At 67.0% G+C, this 25075-nt stretch carries 23 protein-coding genes; 1 reads left to right on the top strand and 22 read right to left on the bottom strand.

Annotated features, from left to right (window positions below):
- The coding region (locus QF777_01340; protein ID MDP6910195.1) for a hypothetical protein at positions 1–433 on the top strand (433 nt) is incomplete at its 5' end.
- A gap of 76 nt (positions 434–509) precedes the next feature.
- Here QF777_01340 and aroE read toward each other — a convergent pair.
- From aroE to QF777_01230, 22 genes are all read right to left on the bottom strand, one after another.
- On the bottom strand, positions 510–1403 hold the full coding sequence (gene aroE, locus QF777_01335) for a shikimate dehydrogenase (protein MDP6910194.1): 894 nt from the start codon (positions 1401–1403) through the stop codon (positions 510–512).
- Positions 1396–2463, bottom strand: coding sequence for an endolytic transglycosylase MltG (mltG, locus tag QF777_01330; protein ID MDP6910193.1), 1068 nt, complete (start codon positions 2461–2463; stop codon positions 1396–1398). The genes aroE and mltG overlap by 8 nt, the downstream gene beginning before the upstream one ends.
- 119 nt (positions 2464–2582) lie before the next feature.
- Positions 2583–3020 (bottom strand): Holliday junction resolvase RuvX, encoded by a 438-nt coding sequence (ruvX, locus tag QF777_01325; protein ID MDP6910192.1) that lies wholly within the window; start codon positions 3018–3020, stop codon positions 2583–2585.
- A gap of 5 nt (positions 3021–3025) precedes the next feature.
- Positions 3026–5629 carry an alanine--tRNA ligase gene (gene alaS / locus QF777_01320; protein ID MDP6910191.1) on the bottom strand — a complete coding sequence of 868 codons (2604 nt, stop codon included), beginning with the start codon at positions 5627–5629 and terminating at the stop codon, positions 3026–3028.
- Positions 5630–5702: 73 nt separating this feature from the next.
- Positions 5703–5996 carry a hypothetical protein gene (locus QF777_01315; protein MDP6910190.1) on the bottom strand — a complete coding sequence of 98 codons (294 nt, stop codon included), beginning with the start codon at positions 5994–5996 and terminating at the stop codon, positions 5703–5705.
- A 33-nt stretch (positions 5997–6029) separates the two neighbouring features.
- The gene (locus QF777_01310) at positions 6030–7382 is read right to left on the bottom strand and encodes a replication-associated recombination protein A (GenBank protein ID MDP6910189.1); all 1353 of its coding nucleotides are present in this window, start codon (positions 7380–7382) and stop codon (positions 6030–6032) included.
- A 74-nt stretch (positions 7383–7456) separates the two neighbouring features.
- Positions 7457–9175, bottom strand: coding sequence for an aspartate--tRNA ligase (aspS, locus tag QF777_01305; GenBank protein ID MDP6910188.1), 1719 nt, complete (start codon positions 9173–9175; stop codon positions 7457–7459).
- Positions 9176–9192: 17 nt separating this feature from the next.
- Positions 9193–10452 carry a histidine--tRNA ligase gene (gene hisS, locus QF777_01300; GenBank protein ID MDP6910187.1) on the bottom strand — a complete coding sequence of 420 codons (1260 nt, stop codon included), beginning with the start codon at positions 10450–10452 and terminating at the stop codon, positions 9193–9195.
- Positions 10453–10531: 79 nt separating this feature from the next.
- Complete coding sequence (locus QF777_01295) at positions 10532–12781, bottom strand: bifunctional (p)ppGpp synthetase/guanosine-3',5'-bis(diphosphate) 3'-pyrophosphohydrolase (protein MDP6910186.1); 2250 nt, start codon at positions 12779–12781, stop codon at positions 10532–10534.
- 195 nt (positions 12782–12976) lie between these two features.
- Entirely contained in the window at positions 12977–14095 is a 1119-nt protein-coding gene (gene secF, locus QF777_01290; protein MDP6910185.1) for a protein translocase subunit SecF, read from the bottom strand.
- Positions 14092–15597, bottom strand: a complete 1506-nt coding sequence (gene secD, locus QF777_01285) for a protein translocase subunit SecD (protein ID MDP6910184.1) — start codon at positions 15595–15597, stop codon at positions 14092–14094. The genes secF and secD overlap by 4 nt, the downstream gene beginning before the upstream one ends.
- A 36-nt stretch (positions 15598–15633) precedes the next feature.
- Positions 15634–15990: a preprotein translocase subunit YajC gene (gene yajC / locus QF777_01280; protein ID MDP6910183.1), complete on the bottom strand. Its 357-nt coding sequence runs from the start codon at positions 15988–15990 to the stop codon at positions 15634–15636.
- 162 nt (positions 15991–16152) lie between these two features.
- A complete protein-coding gene (gene tgt, locus QF777_01275) occupies positions 16153–17262 on the bottom strand; it encodes a tRNA guanosine(34) transglycosylase Tgt (GenBank protein MDP6910182.1) in 1110 nt (369 codons plus the stop codon).
- On the bottom strand, positions 17259–18368 hold the full coding sequence (gene queA, locus QF777_01270) for a tRNA preQ1(34) S-adenosylmethionine ribosyltransferase-isomerase QueA (GenBank protein ID MDP6910181.1): 1110 nt from the start codon (positions 18366–18368) through the stop codon (positions 17259–17261). The genes tgt and queA overlap by 4 nt, the downstream gene beginning before the upstream one ends.
- A 56-nt stretch (positions 18369–18424) precedes the next feature.
- A complete protein-coding gene (gene ruvB / locus QF777_01265; protein ID MDP6910180.1) occupies positions 18425–19471 on the bottom strand; it encodes a Holliday junction branch migration DNA helicase RuvB in 1047 nt (348 codons plus the stop codon).
- A gap of 29 nt (positions 19472–19500) precedes the next feature.
- The gene (gene ruvA, locus QF777_01260) at positions 19501–20094 is read right to left on the bottom strand and encodes a Holliday junction branch migration protein RuvA (GenBank protein ID MDP6910179.1); all 594 of its coding nucleotides are present in this window, start codon (positions 20092–20094) and stop codon (positions 19501–19503) included.
- A complete protein-coding gene (ruvC, locus tag QF777_01255; protein ID MDP6910178.1) occupies positions 20091–20597 on the bottom strand; it encodes a crossover junction endodeoxyribonuclease RuvC in 507 nt (168 codons plus the stop codon). Before ruvC ends, ruvA begins: the two co-directional genes overlap by 4 nt.
- 57 nt (positions 20598–20654) lie before the next feature.
- Positions 20655–21404 carry a YebC/PmpR family DNA-binding transcriptional regulator gene (locus QF777_01250; protein ID MDP6910177.1) on the bottom strand — a complete coding sequence of 250 codons (750 nt, stop codon included), beginning with the start codon at positions 21402–21404 and terminating at the stop codon, positions 20655–20657.
- A 62-nt stretch (positions 21405–21466) separates the two neighbouring features.
- Positions 21467–22042, bottom strand: a complete 576-nt coding sequence (gene pdxT / locus QF777_01245; GenBank protein ID MDP6910176.1) for a pyridoxal 5'-phosphate synthase glutaminase subunit PdxT — start codon at positions 22040–22042, stop codon at positions 21467–21469.
- A gap of 46 nt (positions 22043–22088) precedes the next feature.
- Entirely contained in the window at positions 22089–22979 is an 891-nt protein-coding gene (gene pdxS / locus QF777_01240) for a pyridoxal 5'-phosphate synthase lyase subunit PdxS (protein MDP6910175.1), read from the bottom strand.
- Positions 22980–23038: 59 nt separating this feature from the next.
- A complete protein-coding gene (locus QF777_01235) occupies positions 23039–24265 on the bottom strand; it encodes a DUF3048 domain-containing protein (protein MDP6910174.1) in 1227 nt (408 codons plus the stop codon).
- Positions 24265–25002, bottom strand: coding sequence for a hypothetical protein (locus QF777_01230; GenBank protein ID MDP6910173.1), 738 nt, complete (start codon positions 25000–25002; stop codon positions 24265–24267). Before QF777_01230 ends, QF777_01235 begins: the two co-directional genes overlap by 1 nt.
- Positions 25003–25075: the final 73 nt, after the last annotated feature.

The raw sequence follows: 25075 nt of genomic DNA, 5'->3' as shown, positions 1-25075 counted from the left end.
CACCGACCCCACCGACCCCACCGACCCCACCGACCCCACCGACCCCACCGACCCCACCGACCCCACCGACCCCACCGGAGAACTTGAATCGCCGCAAACCCAAGACTCCGACGGGGACGGGATCAGCGACAACCAAGAAATCAACCAACTCGGCACCGATCCGTTTGACGCCACCGACCCGGGCGACGGGGTGATTCGCCAAGCCCTCACTTCCCCCGAACCTGAGGGCACCGGGAGTGGCACCAACTGGTGGAAACCGGCCGTTGCCGTCCTCGCTGCCGGGTTGCTTCTTCTGCTCGTCCTTCGGCGTCGCCGCTGCCAACACTGCGAGAAGCGTCTCACCGACCGCGACGGTGTTCTCGTCGACGAAGACGACAACTACGAATGCTCAGACAACCCTGACGGCGACCACCACCAACTCAAACGCAAGTAGTCGAAGTTCTTTCTGCCGGACTCCCGACATGTGAACTCGGGCCTTCGAGCCCGATCACCGAACGAGACCGGTCAGATCAGCGCGTAGCCAGCACGGCACGGGCAGCAGCATCCATGACCGCTACCGGTGCCTCGGATCCCGTCCAGAGGCGAAAGGCGTGTGCCGCCTGAAACACGAGCATCGACAGGCCGTTGTGGGCTTCGATTCCGCGGCCGCGCAGGGCAGCCAACCAGGCGGTTTCCGGCGGGTGGTAGATCAGGTCCACAGCAACTGTCCCGACGGCCACTGATTCAGGGTCCACGGGCAAGGCCCCGTCGTCGGTCATCCCCACCGAAGTGGCGTTGACCACCAGATCAGCGGCAGCGACTGTGTCGGACAGTTCGTCAGACCCGACCATTCGGCCGACCGGGCCAGCCAAACCTGCGGCCACCTCGGCCCGGGACGCCGTACGGTTGACTACCGCCACCTCGGCTGCCCCGGCTCTAGCCAAGGCCAGAACTACTGCGCGTGCCGCTCCCCCGGCCCCAATGACCACCGTGCTCCGGCCCGCTGGGTCAAAGCCGGTGTCGTGGCGTAGACCATCAAGGAACCCGTCCCCGTCAGTGTTGTGGCCAACGAGGCGGCCTCCCTCGACCACAACGCAGTTCACGGCGTCAAGCACTTCTGCTTGTTCGGTCCGGTGATCTACCGCGGCGGCTACGGCCGCCTTATGGGGCATGGTCACCGAAAGCCCGGCCAGGCCCAAGGCCCGCACGGCATCCAGCGCCTCATCGGACCGACCCTCAGCCACCTCGAGGGCCACGAAGTGCCAGTCCAGCCCGACCTCAGCAAACGCCGCGTTCAAAAGTGTCGGCGACAAGGAGTGCCGCACCGGGTCACCGATCACGGCCGCTAGTCGGCTCGCCCCACTCATCGGCGGGCGTCGGTCCGGGGTCGGGCCCGGGGTCTGGTCAGGGGTCGGTTCAGCCACAACCCAGATCCTTCACCACGCAGACCCTCCGCGCCGTCTCAAATTCGGAAGCCGTGGTGGCAAACGTGTGCGCACCAGACACCCCGCCCTCATCGGTACGCACGTAGTACATCCACGATCCCGGATCAGGAGCCAGAGCGGCCTCCAGCGAAGCGCGACCTGGTGACGCGATCGGCGTCGGCGGCAGGCCGACCACGACCCGGGTGTTCCAGAGCGACACCACGGAGAGATCCTCGCTCGTCATCGGTTCACCAGCTGTCTTACCCACCGCGTACCGGCTTGACGCGTCGATCCCCAGACGCCAGTTGGCGGCCAACCGGTTGTGGATGACGCGGCTGATCTTCGGCCGGTCGCCGTCCAGCAGCGCCTCCTCCTCGATCAGCGACGCCAGGATCACCGCCTCGTACGGGGTGAGGCCTACCTCGGCAGACCGGGCCACGAGGTCCAACTGCTCGACCACCCGACGGAACTGCTGGTGCATTCGGAGCACCAGGCCCAGTTCATCAGCCACGGTTGCTTCATCCAGTTGGTACGTGTCGCCAAATAGCAGACCCTCGAGCGCCCGTTCCCGGTGCCCGGTCGACCCGTGCTCCCATTGGAGACGATCGCTGACCAGCGAAGCCCGCAGTTCGTCCTCTTCAAAGAGCGGCATCTCGCGCAGCAGTCGTTGCACCGTCTGCTCAACGGTCAGGCCCTCGGGCACAGTCACCCTTATGACCTCCTCGGGGATCGGCCCCTCGTCGAGGAGGGCCACCACGGCCTCGAACCCGAGGTGTTCCCTGAGGACGTAGTCCCCAGCCTGAAACGAGTACTCGATGCCGGACTCGCAGCCGATCAGCCAACGAATAGCTGAGGGGCATCGCATCCACTGACGGAACATGGCCGGGTTGTCGATCACCCCGGCATCGCCGAGCGAAACCACCACGTCATTGGTCGACCAGCCCTCAACAATGGAGAACTCCACCTCGTCGCCGGGAAGCGCCTCGGGCGTCATCTGGTCGTCCACCCACCCCAGGAACAGCCGATAGCCGACGACGAGGGCCAGTAGCACCAGGGCCATCACCAGTCCCCATCGTGGGAATGGCCCCAACAACGGTCGATGACGGACCCAGCGGACATCGGGGCGGGGCTGGTGCTGATCGGGGGCCCCGTGGGAATCGGGGGCCGGCGGCGAGCCGGTCACCCGAGGGCCTCCCGGCGGGCATCCAGCCACCCTTGGAGCATGACCGCTGCGGCCACCATGTCGACCACCTTCCGGCGTTGCGGAGCTCGGAGGTCCTGTTCACGGAGGGCCCGTTCGGCGGTCACGGTGGTCAGGCGTTCATCGTAGGTCTCGACCGGAACCCCCGGCCGTTCACCCAGGACCTGCGCCAGAAGGGTGGCTTCCGCCGCCATGGCTTCGGCCATGGGGCCCACCGACCCATCCAGGGAGTACGGGATGCCGACGACGACCACTTCGACCCCCCACTCCTCGGCGAGGCCAGCCAGGGTGCGATGTTCGCCGGGCCGGTCGCCAGTCCGATGAACGACCTCGATGGGCGTAGCCACCCGGCCGTCGCTGTCGCTGACCGCCACCCCGATCCGCTTGGACCCCAGGTCCAGACCCAGGGCCCTCAACGGTCTCAGCCGGCCTGGGCTGCCGCCCGCGCCTGTTCGAGTGCCTCGGCCAGGCGTTCCGGTGCCTTGCCGCCGACCGCGGTCACCTCGGGATTGGGGCGGCCACCGCCGCCGATGGTCCGGGCGGCCTCAGCGACCAGCGCCCCGGCGTCCAGACCACTGCCCGTCGCCACGGCGGCTACCAGGGCGGCCCCTCCCCCTTCGGGGGCGGCACCCAGGACAACGGCCCGTACCCCGTCGCGGTCACGAACCGCCATGGCCAACTGGCGCAACCCGTCGCGGTCGATCCCGTCGATCAGTGCCACAACCAGTCCGTCCTCGGCGGACTCAGCCAACTCGTCGGCACGCCCCAGGGCGGCCACCGTTCGCAGGCCGGCCAGTTCGCCGCGAAGAGCGCGGGCTTCGGCGAGTCGTTTCTCGATTCCGTCAAGGACGTCGTCGACCGGCACACCAACCAGTTCGGCAGCACGCCCCAGGACCGTCTCCACGTCACGGAGTCGCTCAATGGGCGCGGTACCGGTCAACGCTTCGATCCGACGGATGTTCGAACCGATGGAGCCCTCGGCCACGATCCTGATCGGACCGATATCGCCCAGGGCCGAGACGTGGGTGCCGCCGCATAACTCCGTCGAGTGCGGTCCGGCTTCGAGCACCCGCACGGTGTCGCCGTACTTGTCGCCGAAGAAGGCAATGGCACCCGCGGCCTCAGCCTCATCCTTGCTGGTCTCGTAATGGTTGCACGAGGGGTTGGCGAGAATGTCGGCGTTGGCCAGGTCCTCGACAGCGGTCATCTGTTCAGCGGTCAGGGCCTCGAAGTGGCTGAAGTCGAACCGGAGCCGATCGGGTCCGACATGGGAGCCCTGCTGCTTGACGTGGTCTCCGAGCACACGACGCAGGGCTGAATGCAGGAGGTGCGTTCCGGTGTGGTTGCGTCGGATGGCTGCCCGCCGTTCGATGTCGATGGTCGCCCGGACCTCCTGTCCAACGGCCAGCCCATCATCCGACTGGCTGGCATCCGGCAACTGGATGTGGTGCCGGTGGAGACCGTCGAGAGCCAGCGTGGTGTCGAACACCTCCAGGGTGCCACCCTCGAAGACCAACGTGCCGGTATCGCCGATCTGGCCTCCCGACTCGGCGTAGAAGGGCGTGCGATCGAGCACCACCACGTCATCGTCGGCGTACAGCACAGTTGCCGTGGCCTCATTGACCTCACGCCCCACGAACGTCGTGGCGCCATGCTCTTCGAGCACGGCCCTCAGGTCACCGGCCGCCGCCGACCCGCCCGCGCTTTTCCGAGCAGACCGGGCCCGGGTCTGCTGGTCGGCCATGGCAGCTCGGAAACCCTCGAGGTCCACCCCGAGGCCACGCTCGGCGGTGATCTCCTCGGTCAGTTCCAAGGGGAAGCCGTAGGTGTCGTGGAGCTTGAAGGCCACGTCGCCGTCGAGACGGCCACCGTCGGCCAGCCCGTCCAGAGCCTCGTCGAGGATCACCGATCCGGTCCGCAGGGTCTCGCGGAACCGATGCTCCTCTCTGTCCAGGACGTCGCGCACGAAGGCATGGTTTCGAACCAGTTCCGGATAGTCGGGTCCCATGATCCCTACGACGGCATCGACCAGTTCCGGCATGACCTGGTCTTCGACACCTAGCAACCAGGCGTGCCGGACAGCCCGACGAATGATTCGCCGCAACACGTAGCCACGGTCCTCGTTGCTGGGGAACACACCGTCGCTGATCATGAAGGTCGACGACCGGGCATGGTCAGCCAGGATCCGCTGAGACACGTCGGTCCGGTCGCCGGACCCGTGGGGGATCCCGCTGAGTTCGCCGATACGGGTCAGGAGGCGATCGAACTCGTCGGTCTCCCAGACTGAGTCCACGCCGCCCAGCACGCTCAGGATCCGCTCCAGGCCGGCACCGGTGTCGATGGACGGCGCGGGCAGCTCGGTCATCGACCCGTCGTCATGCTGCTCGAACTGCATGAACACGAGATTCCAGATCTCGATGAACCGCTCGTCGTCTCCGTGGGCCGGACCACCATCGTCACCGAACGCCGGGCCTTTGTCCCAGAAGATTTCCGAGCACGGGCCGCACGGACCGGTGTCGGCCATCCGCCAGTAGTTGTCCTCGTCGAGACGTTGGATCCGCTCGGCGGGGACACCCACCTCGTCACGCCAGATGGCCTCCGCCTCGTCGTCACTTACGTGCACGGTGATCCATAGTCGTTCGGGATCCAGGCCCAGAACATCGGTCACGAACTCCCAGGCAAAGGCACAGGCCTGAGACTTGAAGTAGTCGCCGAAGCTGAAGTTGCCCATCATCTCGAAGAAGGTGAGATGCCGACTGGTGCGTCCCACCTCGTCGAGATCGTTGTGCTTGCCGCCGGCCCGCACGCATTTCTGGACGGTGACTGCCCTGTCCCAGGGCGCGGGCTGCTCGCCCACGAAGTACGGCTTGAACGGCACCATCCCGGCCACCGTGAACAGCAGCGTTGGGTCGTGGGGGATCAGGCTCCCGGATGCCTCATGATGGTGGCCGTTCTCGATGAAGAAGTCGACAAAGGCCCGGCGGAGGCCGGCGGCGGTGGGCAGGGTCTCGGGAGTAGCAGACATGGTCAGCCCAGCCTAGGGAAGCCACCCGTGGTCGGTGGAACCTCGGCGACGGTCCTCGCTCCGAATGAACGGCTCAGCGTTCGCCGGGCGTCGACCGGATCGGGCGGCGATGCCGACGCGGGGAATAGTGTTCGGACGATCGCGCTCCGGTTCGGGTGGCGCCCTCCTCGTCGCGACCGACGGCGGCTACCTGACCGGCAATACGGCGGACGCTGTCGACCAAGGCTGAACTTCGGTCCGAGACCTCATGACGGAGTCGAGCCGGTGCGTAACGGCGAATCGCCTGACGGGCCCTTCGACGCAACCATGCGGCCGACAGGGTGCCGACGACCCATCCGCCCATCAGCCAGAGCAGTCGTCGACGCATCAGACCGAACCAACCGGTCGACGGGTGTCCAGATCAACCATTGTCAGGATCCTCCTCATCCGAACCCTTCTCCGGAGGCTGTGTGGACCGCATGCGTTCAGCAATCTCGTTCTCGAAGCCATGTTGGGATGGATCGTAGTAGCGACGCCCATCGACCTCCGCTGGGCGATGACGTTGTTCGACCCAACCCTCAGGATGGTCGTGCGGGTAGTCGTATCCCTTGCCATGGCCCAACTGGGCGGCCCCCCGGTAGTGGGCGTCACGCAGGTGAATCGGGACCTCGCCGGTGCCTGCCGCCCGGGCATCGCCCTCTGCGGCGCCGAGCGCCATGGTCACCCGGTTGGACTTGGGGGCCGTGGCCAGGTGGACCACGGCCTGGGCCAGATTCAACTTCGCCTCAGGAAGGCCCACGAACTCAACGGCCCGGGCGGCCGCGTCGGCAACCACAAGGCTCATCGGATCGGCCATGCCGACGTCTTCACTGGCCAGGATGACCAGCCGGCGGGCAATGAACCGGGCGTCCTCGCCGACGTCGAGCATCCGGGCCAGCCAGTACAGACCGGCATCGGGATCCGAGCCCCGGATGCTCTTGATGAAAGCACTGATCACGTCGTAGTGGGCATCGCGGCCGTAACGCAGCGCCTTGGTGCCCAGTGCCGCCTCGGCATCGGCCAGCACTACCCGGGTTTCTGAACCCTCGGCCGGCTGCTCCGCTGCCCGACCGACGGCCAGCGCAGCCGCCACCTCCAGACTGGTCAGGGCATGTCGACCATCCCCGGCGGCCCGGTCGACTAGCAGGTCCAGCGCATCATCGTCGGCTTCGACGGCCTCGACGGCCAGCCCCCGTTCCAGGAGGCGCCGCAACGCTTCGGGCCCTAGAGGCTCCAGTCGGAACAGGGTGGAACGCGACAGCAACGGGGCGTTGACCTCGAAGAACGGGTTCTCGGTGGTGGCCCCGATGAGCACCAGTAGTCCGGACTCCACCGACGGTAGGAGGGCGTCCTGCTGGGCCTTGTTGAACCGATGGACCTCGTCGAGAAACAGGATGGTGCCCACGTCGCGTTCACCCAGACGGGCTTTTGCCGAAGCCACCAGTTCCCGGACGTCCTTAACGCTGGCGTTGACGGCCGAGAGTTCAGCGAACTCTTGAGCGGTCACCCGCGCGATGAGTCTGGCCAGGGACGTCTTACCTGTTCCCGGAGGACCCCAGAGCACCACTGATGACAGGCGGTCGGCCTCGATCAGTCGCCGTAGGGGACGTCCCGGGCCCAGAAGGTGCTCCTGGCCGACGACGTCGTCCAACCTGGTCGGCCGCAGGCGGTCAGCCAACGGCGCCCGGCGAGCCAGGCGTTCGGTCGCCGCGCTGGCGAAGAGGTCTCCGGACACGGTCGGACGGTACCCGGCAGTCCGGTTGTCTGGCGGGACGGCCATTCCACCTGAGGCTGTTCCTGGGCGGGGGCCTATTCCGCCGGGGGAAGGACCCGCAGACCTAACTCCTCGAGGTGTCGACCATCGATGGGCGTCGGTGCGCTGGTCAGCGGGTCTCCCCCTGACTGGGTCTTGGGGTAGGCGATGACCTCGCGGATGTTCTCCTCGCCAGCCAGGATGGCCGTGAGGCGATCCATGCCGAAGGCGAAGCCGGCGTGTGGCGGAGCGCCGTACCGGAAGGCGTCGAGCAGGAAGCCGAACTTGGCGTGCGCCTCCTCGGATTCGATCCCCAAGATGGAGAAAATCTGCTCCTGGATCTCACGGCGGTGGATCCGGACGCTGCCGGAGCCCAGTTCCCATCCGTTCAGTACGAGGTCGTAGGCCTGCGAGCGCACGTCCAGCAGGTCGCCCCGCTCGAGCGCGTCCAGGTCGTCGGTATGCGGCATGGTGAACGGGTGATGGGCCGGGATGGGGTTCCCCGACTCGTCGAGTCCCTCGAACAGGGGGAAGTCGACCACCCAGAGGAAGTGGAGTCCACCCTCAGTGACCGGCGGACGACCCAACTCGAGGCGCAGCAGGCCCAGGATGTGTCGAACCGTCCGGCGCTCGTCGGCTACCAGCAGAAGCAGGTCGCCGACCTCGGCCTCCAACGTGGAGCCCAGCGCCGCCTTCTCGCCGTCGGTCAGGAATTTGGCCACCGGTGAGTCCAGGCCATCGTCGGTGACCCGCATCCACACGAGGCCCTTGGCGCCCCAGCCCTTGCATTGCTCGGTCAGGTCGTCGAGCCGGTTGCGGGACGCATCGGCGCCACCGGGCACCCGTATGCCCTTCACGCAGGGCGCCTGGAAGGCGCGGAACTCGGTGCCGGCGAACACCTCGGTGAGCTCAACGAGTTCCATGCCGAACCGGATGTCGGGCTTGTCGGTCCCGAACCGCTCCTGGGCCTCTTGCCACGACATCCGCGGAATCTCGCCGGGCCGCTCCCCGGTGATCGCTTCGGCGGCAGCCGAGACGGCGTGGGAGATGAAGGCCAGCACGTCGTCCTGGGAAACGAAGCTCGCCTCGGCATCGAGCTGCATGAACTCGAACTGGCGATCGGCCCGGAGGTCCTCGTCACGGAGGCAGCGGGCGATCTGGTAGTAGCGGTCGACGCCACCCACCATGCACAGTTGCTTGAAGATCTGGGGGCTCTGGGGTAGGGCGTAAAACGAGCCGGGTTCCTTGCGTGACGGGACCACGAAGTCGCGGGCCCCTTCGGGCGTACTAGCTATGAGCATCGGCGTCTCGACCTCGACGAACCCCTGCTCCTCCATTGCGCCACGCACCGCGCTGTTGACCCGGGCCCGGACCTCGAGGTTGCGCTGCATCCTGGGGCGCCGCAGGTCGACGTACCGGTGCTTCAGGCGCAGCATCTCGTCGACGTCGGTGCGTTCGTCGATTGGGAAGGGCGGCGGCTCAGCTGCCGCAAGCACGGTCACCTCGACGGCGTCGATCTCGACCGCGCCGGTCACCAACGAATCATTGGCCGTGTCGGCCGGACGTTCGCGCACGGTCCCGCTGACCTGCAGCACGTACTCGCTGCGGAGGTCGTGGGCGCCGTCGACCACCAGCTGGACGACACCGGAGCGGTCCCTCAGGTCGATGAACGCCAGGTGCTCGCCGTGCTCGCGTCGTCGGTCGACCCACCCGCACAGGGTGACCTGGCGACCCACGTCGTCGACCCGGAGGTCTCCGCAGCGGTCGGTTCGCATGGAGGTGGAATAATCGGTCAACGCAGCCTCGCTCGTAGGGTCTGGATCATCTGGTCCCGGGTGACGGTCTCCTGTCCGCCGTCACCCCGGAGGTCCCGCACGGTCACCGTGCCGGCCGCCTTTTCGTCTTCGCCCACGATGACTGCCAGCGCAGCGGCGCTGCGGTCGGCGGCCTTCATCTGGGCCTTCATGGACCGTCCGTCCCACGCCCGGTCGACCCGCAGGCCTTCCGTGCGGATCAGGTCGGTCACCACCACGGCCTCGTCACCACCTGTGGCATCGACCACGAACACGTCGATGGCTGCTGCCGGTGCGTTGAACACTCCCTCGGCGTCGCACGCCAACAGGGTTCGATCCACTCCGAGGGCGAATCCCACACCCGGGGTCTCCGGCGCACCAAGGTCGGCCGCCAGACCGTCGTAGCGTCCACCGCCACCCACCGCGTTCTGCGCGGCGTCGAGTGCCTCGGCGGCGAATTCGAAGGTGGTACGGACGTAGTAGTCGAGGCCACGGACCAGCCGTGGCGCCACGGTGTAGGGCACGCCGACGGCATCGAGCGCCGCGGTCACACCGGCGAAGTGGGCCGCCGCGTCGTCGGACAGGTGGTCGACCATCCGGGGAGCGGCGTCGATGAGCGGTGCATCGGCTTCCCGACTGGAATCCAGTACCCGCAACGGGTTGGCCTCCAAGGTGGCCCGCGATTCCTCGCTCAGGGCGTCGCTCTCCGCGGTGAAGTGGGCCCGCAGTGCCTCGACATACCGGGCGCGGTCTTCGGGGCCACCCAGCGAGTTCACCAGCAGGGTTACCTGTTTCAGGCCCAGCCGCTCGTAGAAGCGCCACGCCAGGGAGATGACCTCGGCATCGAGGTGCGGGTCGGTCGGGCCCAGGACCTCCACCCCCACCTGGTCGAACTGTCGGAAACGGCCCTTCTGCGCCCGCTCATATCGGAAGTTGGGCCCGGCGTACCAGGCCTTGTACGGCAGCGTGGGTCGATGCTCGGAGAATCCGCGGACCACCGATGCGGTCTGCTCGGGCCGCAGCGCCAGAGTCCGTCCACCCTTGTCCTCAAAGGAGTACATCTCCTTGCGGACGACGTCGGTGGTCTCGCCGAGACGCTGGAACACCTCGACGTGTTCGAACATCGGCGGGATGACCTCGAGGTACCCCGCGGAGCCGACCACCTCGGCGAAGACGTCGACTAAGGCACGCCACCGGGCCGAGTCCGGCCAGAGGATGTCACGGGTGCCCTTCGGGGCGCGGAAAACGTGGTCGGACACGGTGATGGAGGCTACCGGCGCTCCAAGCGGCACTCGGCGACGTTGCCGTCTCTCTGGCCCCGGGCAGTCAGCCCCCGCTTCAGCCCTTGTCAGTGGAACCGTCGGCGTCGTCGACCAGGTCGGGCGAACCCTGCACTGCACGGTGCACGTCGTAGACCGAATCGACACGACGCAACATCCGCAACAAGGTCTCGAGGTGTGTCGGGTCCACGATCTCGAAGTCGAAGCGCATGGTGGCCACCCGGTCGGCACCACTGGTCGACGTCGTGGTGGACAAGACGTTGACCTGGTGGTCGGCCAGGACGCCGGTGACGTCGCGCAGCAGTCCCGGTCGGTCGAGTGCCTTGAGGTCCACAGAGACCACGAAGTGGCTTCCCATCTCGCCGCCCCAGTCGACGTCGATGAGTCGGTCGCCCTGTTCGGCCATCAGTGACACCGCGTTGGCGCAGTCCGACCGGTGCACGCTCACCCCGCGACCGCGGGTCACGAACCCCATGATCTCGTCGGGCGGCACCGGCGTGCAGCACCTCGACAGCCGCACCAGCATGTCGTCCAGCCCTTCGACGTGGACCCCCACCCGGTCAGTGTCCCTGCGAGGCCGTCGGGTCTTGACCGGAATCGCCGTGACCTCGTCATCCTCGTCGGGTCGCAGCACATTGGCCACCCGACCGACCAGCGACCGGGCCGACACGTGATGCTCGCCCACCGCCGCGTACAACGTGTCGGGCTCGTGGTAGTTCATCGACGCAGCCACCGCAGCCAGCTCGGGCCCGTCGAGCACCTCCCTGATGGGCAGCCCGGCCCGCCGGAGTTCGTTGGTGAGTTCCTCATGACCGGCGTCGATTGCCTCGGTCCGTCGCTCCTGTGAGTACCAGTGCTTGATCTTGCTGGATGCCCGGTGGGTGGCCACGAACTGCAACCAGTCCCGGCTGGGTCCAGCCCCCGGCTGACGGGACGTCACCACCTCGACTGTGTCGCCAGTGACTAGTTCCGTCTCCAGGGGGACGAGCCGGCCCCCCACCTTGGCGCCCACGCAGGCATGTCCGACGTCGGTGTGGATGGCGTAGGCGAAGTCGACCAACGTGGCCCCCAGCGGAAGAGTCACCACCCGCCCCTTTGGCGTGAAGACGTAGACCTCGTCGAGTTCCAGATCGGTCTTCAGGTTGGCCATGAAGGTGCCGGGGTCCTCCGTCTCGGCCTGCCACTCCACGATCCGACCCAGCCAGGCCATCTCGTCGCTCGGCGATTGGGCCTTGTAGTCCCAGTGGGCGGCCACCCCGTGCTCGGCCCTGGCGTGCATCTCGTAGGTGCGTACCTGGAACTCCACCTGCTTGCCCTGGGGCCCGACGACAGTGGTGTGCAGCGACTGGTACAGGTTGAACTTGGGCATGGCCACATAGTCCTTGAAGCGTCCCTGCACCGGTTTCCAGGTGGCATGGATGGTGCCCAACGCTGCGTAGCAGTCGCGCACGTTCTCGACCACGACACGCACCCCAACCAGATCGTGGATCTCCTCGAAGGGCCGACCCTTCACGATCATCTTCTCGTAGATGCTCCACAGCTGCTTCGGTCGACCGTCGACCTCGCCGGTGACGCCCACCTCGCCGAGCCGACCCTCGACCTCGCCGATGACCTGTGCCAGGTACAGGTCGCGCTCCGGCGACCGGTCCTGGACCATCTGGTCGATCTGGCTGTAGCGCTTGGGATGCAGAGTGGCCAGCGCCAGGTCTTCCAGTTGGTCCTTGACCTCCTGCATGCCCAGCCGGTTGGCCAGCGGGGCGTAGATGTCCAGAGTCTCTTGGGCCACCCGTTCCTGCTTGTGTTCGGGCAGCGCGGCCAGGGTTCGCATGTTGTGGAGTCGGTCGGCCAACTTGATGATCAGCACACGAAGGTCCTTGGCCAGGGCGACCAGCATCTTGCGGACGCTGGCCGCCTGCTGTTCTTCGCGGGTGTCGAAGTGGAGGCGCTCCAACTTGGTGACGCCGTCCACGATGAGCCGGACATCGGAACCGAAGTCCCGCTCGAGGTCATCAAGGGAGATGGAGGTGTCCTCCACCGCGTCGTGTAGCAGGGCGGCGGCCACCGTCACGTCATCCAGACCCTGCCGGGCCACGATGGTGGCCACCGACAGCGGATGGTGAATGTAGGGCTCTCCGGACTTGCGGGTCTGGCCTGCGTGGGCGGCCAACGCCACCTGGTAGGCCTGCTCGATCATCGACGAATCCGCTCCGGGATGATGGGCCCGATATTCGGTCAGCAGTGCCGACGTCTCGCCGACCACCTCACGGGGGCGGCGTCGCCACGGGAGCACCCGGGTCATCGTGGCCATCTCAGCGGCACCCGCTTTCGGGACACAGGTTTCTGAGACGAAGGCTTCCGCTATACGGGCTCCTGGAAAGGCCCGGTTCCCTGGAACGACCTGAGATCACCAGCGTTCCCATGCCTCCACGGTAGTCGTGGGGGGCCACCGGCCAGTGGGCCCCGAAGCCGGACCCTTCGGTCAGGTCTCGCTGGACGACGTGCGTCAGCGCTTCTTCTTGCGTGGGCGGGGCGGCACGCCACCGCCTGTCGGCGCCGTCATGGTCGGACGACGCTTCGCCGGGCCACCACCGGGCGCCCGCCGCGGTGCGGCCCGGGTGTCGACACCCACCGCATCGCTCCGCTCGATGGTCCGTGTCCCCTTCATGGACCCGTCGACATCGTCGCCCGTTCGATTCCGGACCTTGAGGGCGATCTGACTCCACCGCTCCTCGCGCTCCTTGAGCACGGAAACCAACGACGAGGCCAGGAAAAGCGACGAGTAGGAACCCACGGCGATGCCCACCAGGAGAGCCACCGCGAACTCGCGCAGGGTGCCCGCCCCCAGGATGAACGAACCCACCACCAGCATCGACAAGACCGGGATGGCCGAGGTGATGCTGGTGTTGATGGACCGCATGGCCACCCGGTTCAAGGCCAGGTTCATGAGTTCCGAATAGGTGTACCGCTCGGTCGCACCTAGACGGCCGACGACCTCTCGCACCTTGTCGTAGACCACGATGGTGTCGTAGAGCGAGTACCCCATGATGGTCAGGAAGGCGATGACCGTAGCTGGGGTGATCTCGAACCGGAAGACCGAATAGACGCCGACGCTCAGCACGATGTCGTGGGCCACGGCGACCAATGCACCGACCGCCATCTTCCATTCCAGACGGACGGCGATGTACATCGCCACCACGATGAAGAAGACGATCAGTGCCTTGACCGCCTTGCCGGTGACTTCGTCGCCCCATGTGGGTCCGACCTGCTCGAAGGCCACCACGGGGCCTAGACCAGCGGCCAGACCATCACGGATCTCCGCGGCGCGGACCGGGTCCTGAACGTCGGAGCGCACCAGGACCAGATCGTCGTCAACCAGTTGGATGCGGGCCTCGGGCGCCCCGAGGTCGGCCATCAACTCACGGGCGTCAGCTACCGACACGTCAGGTGCCCGGACCTCATAAGAGGTTCCACCCTCGAAGTCGAGGCCCAGGTTCAGGCCAAAGACGGCAAACGAAAGCAGGCCCAGGACGACGGCCACCACCGACGTGGTGACGGCCGGGCGCCACAGCAAGGGAAAGTCGACCGGCGATTCGCCGCGATAGAGGGCTCGTAGGGTCTTCATGCTCCGACCTCCGATGGGACTGCGCCCCTTCGAGCCGACACGGCACCCGAGGCGGGCAGGCCGAAGCGTTCAGGGTGATCGGCAAACCAGCGTGTGGTGGCCAACAGGCGCACCATCGGACCCATGAAGAAGTAGGTGGCCACCAGGTCCAGGATGGTTGCCAGGCCGAGGTAGAGGGCGAAGCCCCGAACAGCACCGACGGTGAGCGCCCACAACAGGCCGGCGCCGATCAGCGAAGCCAGATCGGCTTTGACGATGGTCGAAAAGGCGATCGGAAAGGCCCGGTCGACCGAGGACCGGGCAGTTCTACCGTCGCGGACGTCTTCCTTGAGGTGTTCGAAGTAGACGATGTTGGAGTCCACCGAGACGCCGACGGCCACGATCATGCCGGTGATACCGGCCAGCGTGAGGGCCAACCCCGACTGGGTTCCGAGGTGGGCGATGATGGCCCACAGGAGCACACCGGAGATCCCGAGACTCAACAGAGCCACCAGACCGAGGATGCGGTAGTAGGTCACGATGAACAGGGCAACCAGTAGCAGGCCGACCAGGCCGGCTACCACGCCGGCCCTCAGGGAGTCCTCGCCAATGGTCGCCGACACCACCCTGGTGTTATCGGGTTCGAGTTCCACGGGCAGCGCGCCGTAGCGCAGCGAGAGCGACACGTCGTCGGCCTCGGCCTTCTCGAACCCACCGGAGATCAGGATGGCGTCGTGCTGGAACTGGGGCGCCCGGATGGATGGTGCGGTGACCACTTGGCCATCAAGCACGATGGCTAGACGGCCGTTGGTCGAACCGACAGCCAGGGGGCACGAGGGGTCACCCGTGTAGCACCGGGCCGCCACCTCGTTGAAACCGTCGATGCCGACCTGTCCCTGATGGAGGTCCAGTCCGACCTGCCACTGGTAGTCGATGAACAGCGGGTTGGCGTCAGCGATCGCTTCACCGGTCAGGACCGATGGTCCCAGCAGGTAGCGCTGGCCGGCGGTGTCGCCACGAAGCCCCAGCACCACGAAGTTCTCGGCAAGATCGTCCTCCGGGGCGGTGTACCCGTCGGCACCGATGGCCGGCACCACCGCTCCGGTATTGACCTCCGAACACATGGCATGGGCAGTCGACCACGAGCCTGACGCCGGTGTCTCGGGACGGACTGTCGAGGTGACGCTACAGACCGGCCGGAAGCGAAGTTCGGCCGTGGTGCCCACGAGCGACAGGGCCCGGTCCTGGTCGTCCACCCCCGGAAGCGAGACCAGCACACCGGTCTCGGTCCGGGAGATCTCGGGTTCGGCCACGCCGAGTCCATCGACCCGGTCACGAATGATCGACACCGTCTGGTCGAGCATCTCCTCGGTGGCCGGCTCGGTGGCTACCAGCCGAACCGACACGCCACCCTGCAGGTCGAGCCCGAGCAGGGGCTTGTTGCCCCAGACCACGGTCATGGTCGAGGCGAGGACGCTCAGGATGACGATCCCGAGCAGGTAGACAAGTTGACGGCGGGGCATTTCGGCGACGCAGGGTTCCGGTGACGGTGGAGCCGCTCAGGCCTCGTCTGAACCGGTCTCTTCGGAACCGGTCTCTTCGCCCGGTTCCGCGGTGACCGGTTCCTCAGCAACCAGTTCCTCGTCAACGGTGGTGGGCTCGTTGAAGCGACGATCCACGGCACTTCGCAGAACCTTCAGCTCGATGCCCGAGTACACCTCAATCCACAGCACGTGCTCGTCGTCGCCGTCGACCTCCTTCACGACCCCGAAGATGCCCGAACTGAGGACCACCTCATCACCCGCCGAGATCGACGATACGAGTGCCTGCTGCTCCTTCACCTTGCGCTGCTGCGGTCGGATCATGAGCACGTACATGAGCCCGAAGATGAGGATCAGGGGGATGAAGCCGGCCACGGGAACGCTCCTAGAGAGGGGATTTGAGAGGGGATTTGAGACAATGATCCGGACGACCTCATGGCCGCCAGTGGACCCCGTGAGCCTACGCCGAGCCGCGAGTACCTCGACAGGTAACCCGGGAGATAGCGGGCAGGCAACCCGTCGGGCACCCGTCGGTGCCTAACCCCAGACGGTCAGGGTGTCGCTCCGGAACGCCTCGAACGTTCCGGCCTCGATGGATGCCCGGAGACGATCCACGAAGTCCAGCAACCAGGCCAGGTTGTGCATCGAGAGGAGCCGACCACCGGTGGGTTCGTCGGTCATCAGGAGGTGTCGCAGGTAAGCCCTGGACCACCGCCCAGCCGGGCTGGCCGGGAAAGCGGGATCCAGGGGCGAATCGTCGGTGGCAAACCGGGCGTTTCGCAGGTTGAGACGTCCAGCAGTGGTCAGCACTGTCCCGTGCCGCGCGTGCCGGGTGGGCAGGACGCAGTCGAACATGTCGATCCCGGCCGCCACCACCTCGACGAGGCCCGCCGGGTCCCCGAGACCCATGAAGTAGCGCGGTTGGTCGGCCGGAAGCAAACTCGTCACCGCAGCCAGGGGCTCCAGCATCTGGTCACGGGTCTCTCCCACGCTGAGACCACCCACCGCGTAGCCGTCGAAACCCACCTCGAGGGTCCGCTCGGCGCTCTCTATCCGCAGACCGGTGTCGGTGCCTCCCTGCACGATGCCGAACTGGCTCTGCCGGCCAGCGGCATCCGGGTGTTCCAGGAAGGCCCGACGGCCCCGGCCGGCCCATGTCGCGGTGCGGACTACCGCGGCCCGGAGGACCTTCTCCGTTGCCGGCAGGGCAGGACACACGTCCAGGACCATCTGGATGTCAGCTCCCAGGTCGGCTTGGACTTCGGCTGCCCCCTCCGGGGTGAGCACGTGGGTGGACCCGTCATAGGTCGATCGAAAGGTGGCGCCCTGGTCATCGACCTTCGGCTTCAGCGAGAAGATCTGGTAGCCACCTGAGTCGGTGAGGGTGAGCCCCTCCCAACCGGCGAAGGCGCCCAGTCCCCCGTGTGCCCGGATCACCTCGGCACCCGGTCGCAGCATCAGGTGGTACGTGTTTCCGAGGACCACCTCGGCTCCCAGTTCGGCCAGATCGACCGATGAGAGGTGCCGTACCGCTCCCCTCGTTCCGACCGGCATGAAGCATGGGGTCCGGAACGTTCCCCCGGGCACCCGAACCGTGCCGGAACGTGCGCCTCCGTCGATCGCCGACTCGGTGAACTCGGCTCTCACCGGTCTGTCTCCCCCGGTAGATCCGTCGCGGTGCGGGCCACCAGCATGGCGTCCCCGAACGAGAGGAAGCGGTACCCGTCGTTGAGGGCTCCCCGATAGAGGTCGCGCCACCTTGTCCCTGCGAACGCTTCGAGCATGACCAGAAGCGTGGACCGTGGCAGGTGGAAGTTCGTCATCAGGGCATCCACCATCTGGAACTCGAAGGGGGGCCGGATGAACAGGTCCGTCGATCCAGCGGGGCCGAACCGGGCCGCGGATTCCAGTGCCCGGACCGTGGTGGTGCCCGTCGCCACCACCCGTCCGCCGTTGCGGCGGGCCGCCAGACAGGCCTCGATCACCTCCGGGGCCACCTGGTAACGCTCGTGGTGCATCCGGTGGTCGTCGAAGTCGCCCACGGTCACCGGTCGGAACGTGTCCAGGCCCACCACCAGTTCGAGGTACTCGACGCGTGCTCCTGCCGATCGGCAGCGTTCCAGGACGTCGTCGGTCAGATGCAGGCCGGCGGTGGGAGCGGCGGCCGACGCCGGCCGGTCACTGAACACCGTCTGGTAACGCTCCGGGTCTGCCAGCACGGTGGTGAGGTACGGCGGGAGCGGCATCTCGCCGTACCGATCCAGGGCAGCCTCAAGATCATCGTCGCCGGTCCGGATCCGGACATGACGGCGCCCCTCGCCCAGATCGGCGCCCACCTCGACGGCCAATCCGGCTAATCCCTCGATGTTGGGTCCGTCGGGGGTCAGGACGACACCGTCGGGTAGTCGACGACTGGGCCGAACCAGTGCCTCCCAGAGATGGCCATCCTGACGAAGGTCGTCCGGGTTCTGGGGATCCAGCTGCTGGGCACGATGTTCGTCGACCGGATGCAACAACAGGACCTCGGCGGCACCGCCGGTGGGTCGCCTGAGGCGCAGTCGTGCCGGCAGGACCCTCGTGTTGTTGAGAACCAAGATGTCTGCGGGCCCGAGGAGCGAGGGCAGGTCCCTCACTGTTCTATGAACGACCGAGGGGCCGGTGGCGTCCAGCAGCCGGGCCGCCGAGCGGTCGGCCAGCGGCTCCTGGGCTATGGCCGACGCCGGGAGGTCGTAGTCGAAATCGTCGGGCCCCATGGGTCGGCAAGCCTAGGGAGCCACGGCCCGTGGAGTTCCGACCGCCGAACGTCGGTTCAGTCCGTCGAGTCCTCGTCGAACAGGGAGGTCGGCCCACCGGAGGGCGGCGGACCGGTCCCCAGATGGGAGTAGGCCGCCGGCGTGGCCACACGTCCCTTCGGTGTTCGGAGTAGTAGGCCCTGTTGAATGAGGAACGGCTCGTAGACGTCTTCCACCGTGTCTTCGGGTTCGCTCACGCTGATCGACAGCGTCTTGAGTCCCACCGGGCCACCACCGAAGCGATGGCAGAGCGCCGAGAGGATCTCCCTTGAAGGCTTGTCCAGGCCCAGACCGTCCACGCCGAAGAAGGCCAGGCCGTCACGTGCCACGTCACCGTCGACCATCCCCGACCGCTCGACCTGGGCGAAGTCGCGCACCTGACGCAGCAACCGGTTGCCGATCCGTGGCGTGCCCCGCGACCGGCGGGCGATCTCACCCGCGCCCTCGGTGTCAAGTTCGACCTCGAGGATTCCCGCGGCCCGGGTCACGATGGACTGCAGGTCGTCGGCCTCGTAGTAGTCGAGGCGGGCCGTGAGGCCGAAGCGGTCACGCAACGGCCCGGTGATGAGTCCCGTCCGGGTTGTGGCCCCGACCAGCGTGAACCGGGGCAGCTCCAGGCGGATGGACCGGGCGGCCGGGCCCTTGCCCAACACGATGTCCAGCTCGAAGTCCTCCATCGCCGGATACAGGACCTCTTCGACGGCCCGGGCCAACCGGTGTATCTCATCGATGAACAGGACGTCGCCCGGCTCCAGCTTGGTGAGGATGGCCGCCAGGTCGCCTGCACGGTCGAGGGCCGGACCAGAAGTCACGTGGAGTTCGGCCTGCATCTCGGTAGCCACGATGTGGGCCAGCGTCGTCTTGCCCAGGCCGGGCGGCCCGGCGAACAGGAAGTGGTCGGCAGCCTGACCCCGCCGTCGTGCCGCTTCGAGCATCACCCGCAGGTGGCCCTTGAGCTCGGACTGGCCAACGAACTCCTGGAGGCTGCGGGGCCGTAGGCCACCTTCGACCGACTCCTCGTCGATCTCCGGGTCACGCTGTGCCGAAAGAAGCTCCTCGCGCACGACCGACCTGCCCCGACCCGCGTCCGGACCTAGGCCCGGGCGAGGCGCTGGAGGGCCTCGCGTAACAGGATCGCCGGATCGTCGCCACCCAGGTCGGCCAGCACCGACCGGACCTCATCCGGGGTGTACCCAAGGCCACCGAGAGCATCTTGGACCTCGGCCACTGCCGATCGGGGTACGCCCGGCCCCTCACCGCCGTCCAAAATCCCATCCAACGGCAGGTCGAGCGAGTCCTTGAGTTCGACCAGTAGCCGGGTGGCGGTCTTCTTTCCGACACCGGGAACGAGACAGAGGGCAGCCACGTCGTCATCGGCCAAGAGACGGGCCAACTCTCCAGGCCCGTGTACGCCTAGCACCGCGAGAGCCAGCGACGGCCCGACTCCGTGAGCCGAGAGGAGTGCCTCAAAGCAGGCGCGTTCGTCACGCTCGAGGAAGCCGTACAGCGTCTGGTCGGCCTCCCGGAAGTGATGGTGGACGTGGACGAACACATCGCCGCCCACATCGCCCAACCGGACTGCGGTGGTTGGGGTGACGACCACCCGGTAGCCGACACCTGCCACCTCGATGAGGACCTCGCCCTCTCCGAAGCGTTCCAGCAGTCGACCTCTCAGCGACCCGATCATCGACCAGCACCGGCGACCGTCACCCGACGACTGGGCGGCACCATGGCCAGATGGCAGAGGGCCACGGCCACGGCATCGGCGGCGTCGACCGGGCGCAACGGTGTGGTCAAGCCGAGTTGGCCCCGGACCATCTGTTCCATCTGGTCTTTGTCGGCGGCGCCCCAGCCGGCCACTGCGTCCTTCACCTCGTTCGGCGAATAGAGCGTCACCGGACAACCGGCGGTCGCCGCGGCAGCCATGGCGACTCCCGAGGCCTGTCCCGTCTGCATGGCGGTACGGACGTTGACTTGGAAGAGGACCCGCTCGACGGCCACCTCGTCGGGTCGGTACTCGTCGATCAGTGCCGCCACCTCGCGATGAAGCTCGGCCAGACGAACTGCCGTGTCGGCCCCCGGGTCGGTCCGGATCACTCCGGCGGCCACGGCTTCGAGGCGACGCCCGGTGCGCGACACGACGCCGTAGCCACAACGGGTCAGACCCGGGTCAACCCCCAGAACGAACATGTGTACGACTCTAGCGGTGGCCGCCCCGACGACCGGTGCATCCCTTCCGCCGGCCGATCAGTCGTCGAGTTCCTCGAGGATCTCGGCGGAGATGTCGAAGTTGGCGTGCACGTCCTGGACGTCGTCGTTGTCATCCAGAAGGTCCATGACCCGGAGCACAGCCCTGGCCTGGTCGACGGAATCCAGGGCCACTGACGTGGTGGCCAGCATCGCCACGTCGGCGTTCAGGAACGGCACCTCGGCTGCCTCGAGGGCGTCACGGACAGATGGGAGGTCGGTGGCCTCGCACGTCAAGCGCCAGGTCCCGTCATCGTCGATCAGGTCCTCGGCTCCGGCATCCAGCGCGGCGACCATGATTTCGTCCTCGTCGACTGAGCCGGCCAGCAGGACCACCCCCTTGCGATCGAACTGCCAGGCCACCGATCCGGGCTCGGCCAGCGAACCACCGTTCTTGGTCAGGAGGGAACGAACCTCCGAGCCGGTCCGGTTCCGGTTGTCGGTCAGGGTCTCCACGTAGAGCGCTACACCGTGGGGGGCGTACCCCTCGTAGGTGATGGTCTCGTAGTCGACTCCTTCAAGTTCACCGGTACCGCGCTTGACGGCCCGTTCGATGGTGTCGAGCGGCACCGATGCGTCACGAGCCTTCTGGAACATGGTCCGTAGCGTCGGGTTGGAGTCCGGGTCGCCTCCGCCTTGGCGGGCCGACACCTCGACCTGCTTGATGAGCTTGGCGAAGAGCTTGCCGCGCTTGGCGTCCGCAGCGCCCTTCTTGTGCTTGATGGTCGCCCACTTGGAATGGCCCGACATGTCGCCCTCCGTCTCGTCTCGTCTACTTGTTGCAACCAGGCGGTTCGTCCACCAGTGGCTGGTCAGGCGGCGAACGCCATGTCCAGGAACTTCCCGTGGATCCGTCCGTCTCCGGACATCTCAGGATGGAAGGATGTCACCACGACCGAACCCTGGCTGCATAACACGGGTCGACCGTCCACGGAGGCCAGCACCTCGACACCATTGCCCACCCGGTCGACCACCGGGGCCCGAATGAACACCCCGTGGAAGGGCTCGTCCAGACCGGTCACGTCCAGGTCGGATTCGAAGGAGTCCACCTGTCTGCCGTAGCCGTTGCGTCGGACGTCGATGTCGATCGCCGCGAACGACCGTTGGTCCGGGCGACCATCGGCCACGTGACTGGCCAGCAGGATCATCCCGGCGCAGGTACCCAGGACCGGCATCCCTCCGTCGATCCGCTCGGCCACCGCTGTTCGCAGGCCCGACGAGTCGAGCAGCATCGACATGGTCGTGGACTCGCCTCCCGGCAGCACCAGGGCATCCACGGCGGACAGTTCTCCCACGGTTCGTACCTCAGTGGCCGCAGCGCCCAGGTCGTCCAGCGCCTGGATGTGACGTACGAATGCCCCCTGGAGGGCCAGGACCCCGACCTTCATCGCCCGATTTTCACGGGAAGGTGTGTGGCCATGGGTGACCGGTCGACTACCAGCCGCGATCAGCCAGGCGGGTTTCCAGCTGGCCGATCTCCAGACCCGGCATGGCGCTCCCAAGGCCTCGGCTGACCTTGGCCAACATGGTCGGATCCTCAAAGTTGGTGGCCGCCTCGACAATGGCCCGGGCACGGGGCGCCGGATCGTCGCTCTTGAAGATGCCCGAGCCCACGAAGACGGACTGGGCACCCAGCTGCATGACCAATGCTGCGTCGGCCGGCGTGGCGATGCCACCGGCGCAGAACATGGGGACCGGCAGGACGCCGGTCTCGGCGATCTCTTGCACCAGGGGCAACGGGGCCTGTAGGCGCTTGGCCCAGTCGAACAGTTCGGCCTGGTCGGCCTGGGTGATCCGACGCATGTCGCCGAGGATCGACCGGAGGTGGCGGACCGCCTCGACGATGTTGCCGGTACCCGCCTCGCCCTTGGACCGGATCAGGCAGGCGCCCTCGGAGATCCGTCGCAGCGCCTCACCGAGGTTGGTCGCCCCGCATACGAACGGCACGTCGAAGGCCCACTTGTCAATGTGGTGGGCCTCGTCAGCCGGCGTGAGGACCTCACTCTCGTCGACGTAGTCCACGCCGAGCGCCTGGAGGATCTGTGCTTCGGCGAAGTGGCCGATGCGGGCCTTGGCCATCACCGGGATGGTCACGACCTCCTGGATGCCCTCGATCATCTCCGGATCAGACATGCGGGCAACACCGCCGTCCCGGCGGATGTCGGACGGCACTCGCTCGAGCGCCATCACCGCGACCGCTCCGGCATCCTCGGCGATCTTGGCCTGGGCGGGGTCGACCACGTCCATGATCACGCCGCCCTTGAGCATCTCGGCTAGTCCGCGCTTTACCAACTGGGTTCCGGTCGACCGGGTCACGTCACTCATGACGCGGAGTCTAGGAAGGGTGGGTCGACGAGCGGGTATCGGAATCGTTTTCGGAGCGGTCAGCCGACAAGTTCGGCAATGCGCTCCGGATCCAGCAGGATGCCCTCGCCCAGTCGGGCCAGCGCCACCCAGGTGCGACCTGTTCGCAGATTCACCCGGTCGCCGGTGTCATCGTCGGCCAGGGACCACCGGTCGGCGATAAACGGTCGACTCCACGTCACGCCGGTGATGGTGCCGTCCCGCAGCAACCAGCCGTCGCCGGATCCGGTCGTAATGGACTGCGGCGACTCCAGATCGGCATCTGACGTCCGGTAGTCCACGTAGAGGACGAGCACGTTGTCGGCGGCCAACTGCACGCCAGTCTCGTCGAGCAGTGGCACTCCGCGGTGGAATCGCAGCCAGCGGGCGGTGGCGTGATCCCAGACCCAGTCGATCTCACGTCGGGGCGTTCGCCATCCGATGCCCTTGGTGGTCACCGCGGAGGACGGCAAAGGGCCGAAATCGAACAGGGCGTCGGGTGCGCCACCAGGGGCCGAAGCCACCAGCGCCGCAGCGTCTAGGAACCCGTTGTAGGGGGCTTCGCCCCGGGCCTTGTCACGGAAGAAAAACGCCTGACCCTCACCGTTGGTGCTCACGGGAACGAACGTGCCCTGACGTTCCGCCTCGGCGACCTCGTCGCCTACGCCCTGGTTGCTGCCCCAGTAGGCGAAGACTGGGCGGTTCAGGTTGCCGATCAGGTCGATGTCGCTAGATCGGGCCGACCGGACCAGTCCCACGGTGAGCGGGACCTCGCTCTGGAAGATGGCCAGGAAGCGCGTCACCCCGTTCTCGATGTGCGTTTCGTAGACCACGTCGGCGGACTGGATGCCTATCTGCGGCAACGACTTGGTGTCGTTGTTGCCGATCTTGACGGCCAACGCCGGGCGGTCGGCCACCCCGTCGACGGCTGGCAGGCCGGTGAGCGGATGGGTCGCACCGGTCCAACCCGTGATGATCGTGGTGGTCGGCATTCCGGTCGTGGTGGTCGGCATGGCATCGCCACCCGACTCCTCCTCGGCAGCGGCACCATCGGTGGCCGTATCGGGGGCGGTAGCGGACGTGTCATCGGGGGCGACAGCAGTGGACCCGATGGTGCCCAGCGTGGGCGCCGGGGCGTTCGCTTCACCCCCGAATCCGCAACCGGCGGCGCCCAGCAGTCCAAGTAGCAGGCCGACCCGGAGGAGAGGCGATCCCAACCGCATCGTGACCACGCCGGGTCGCGGCGTGGCGACGCCTCGTAGGAGCATCACCGCTCAGCCAACGCGGCGATTCGCACGTCGACCGCCGGATGGTCCGCGGTGGCCACGTCGGTCCGGCCGTCGGGTTGCAGCAGCCACAACCGGGCCGTCGACGCCGGCGCATCGACCGCCGCACCGAGGTCGGACAGCCCTCGGAGCGCCTCTTGCATGCCCGGCGGGAAACGGGTCAGGTCGGCGCCATCGAAGTCCGTTTGGACCATGCGGTCGGGGCCGTCGGCCGTCGAGCGTCCGAACCCGCCCATACCCCGGCCCACGAAGGAGAACCGGCCGAGTGCGACTGTCGTGGTCTCACCACGAAGTTCGTCAGCGGCACACCGCGCCAGCAGGTGGGCGACCAGGGCTTCGAGTTCGACGAGGGTGAGGCGATCGGCTGCACCGGTGGTCAGGACGATCGATGCACCTTCCCTCCCGGCCATGGCCAGTGCATTTCCTGCCGGCGAATCCAGGACGAAGACGTCCGGGCGGTCGATCCCGTGGGTCAGACAGAGACCGTCAACGGTGTTGTGCAGTCGGGGGAACTCACCGGCATGGGCCGTCCGGGCACCGATGGTGCGTCGGAGCATGCCCTCGGCCCGTCGAGTCACCATCACCGTGATGCCTGTCCCAACGAGGACGCCGATCACGGCGGCGACGGGCAGCGGGAGGCCGATCAGGGCGACCACGACCATCAGGCAGAGGCTGACGAGCAGGGCGGGCACGAGGATCGGGTGGCGTAGCAGCGACATGGGCGAACGGTGGCTTCGATTGGTTCGGGGGCGGGACATGTTGTTCAGGAACTGATGGCCGGACTAGCGAAGG

The organism is Acidimicrobiales bacterium (assembly GCA_030747595.1).
Classification (GTDB): domain Bacteria; phylum Actinomycetota; class Acidimicrobiia; order Acidimicrobiales; family MedAcidi-G1; genus UBA9410.
This window is presented reverse-complemented; position numbering and strand designations above follow the sequence as displayed.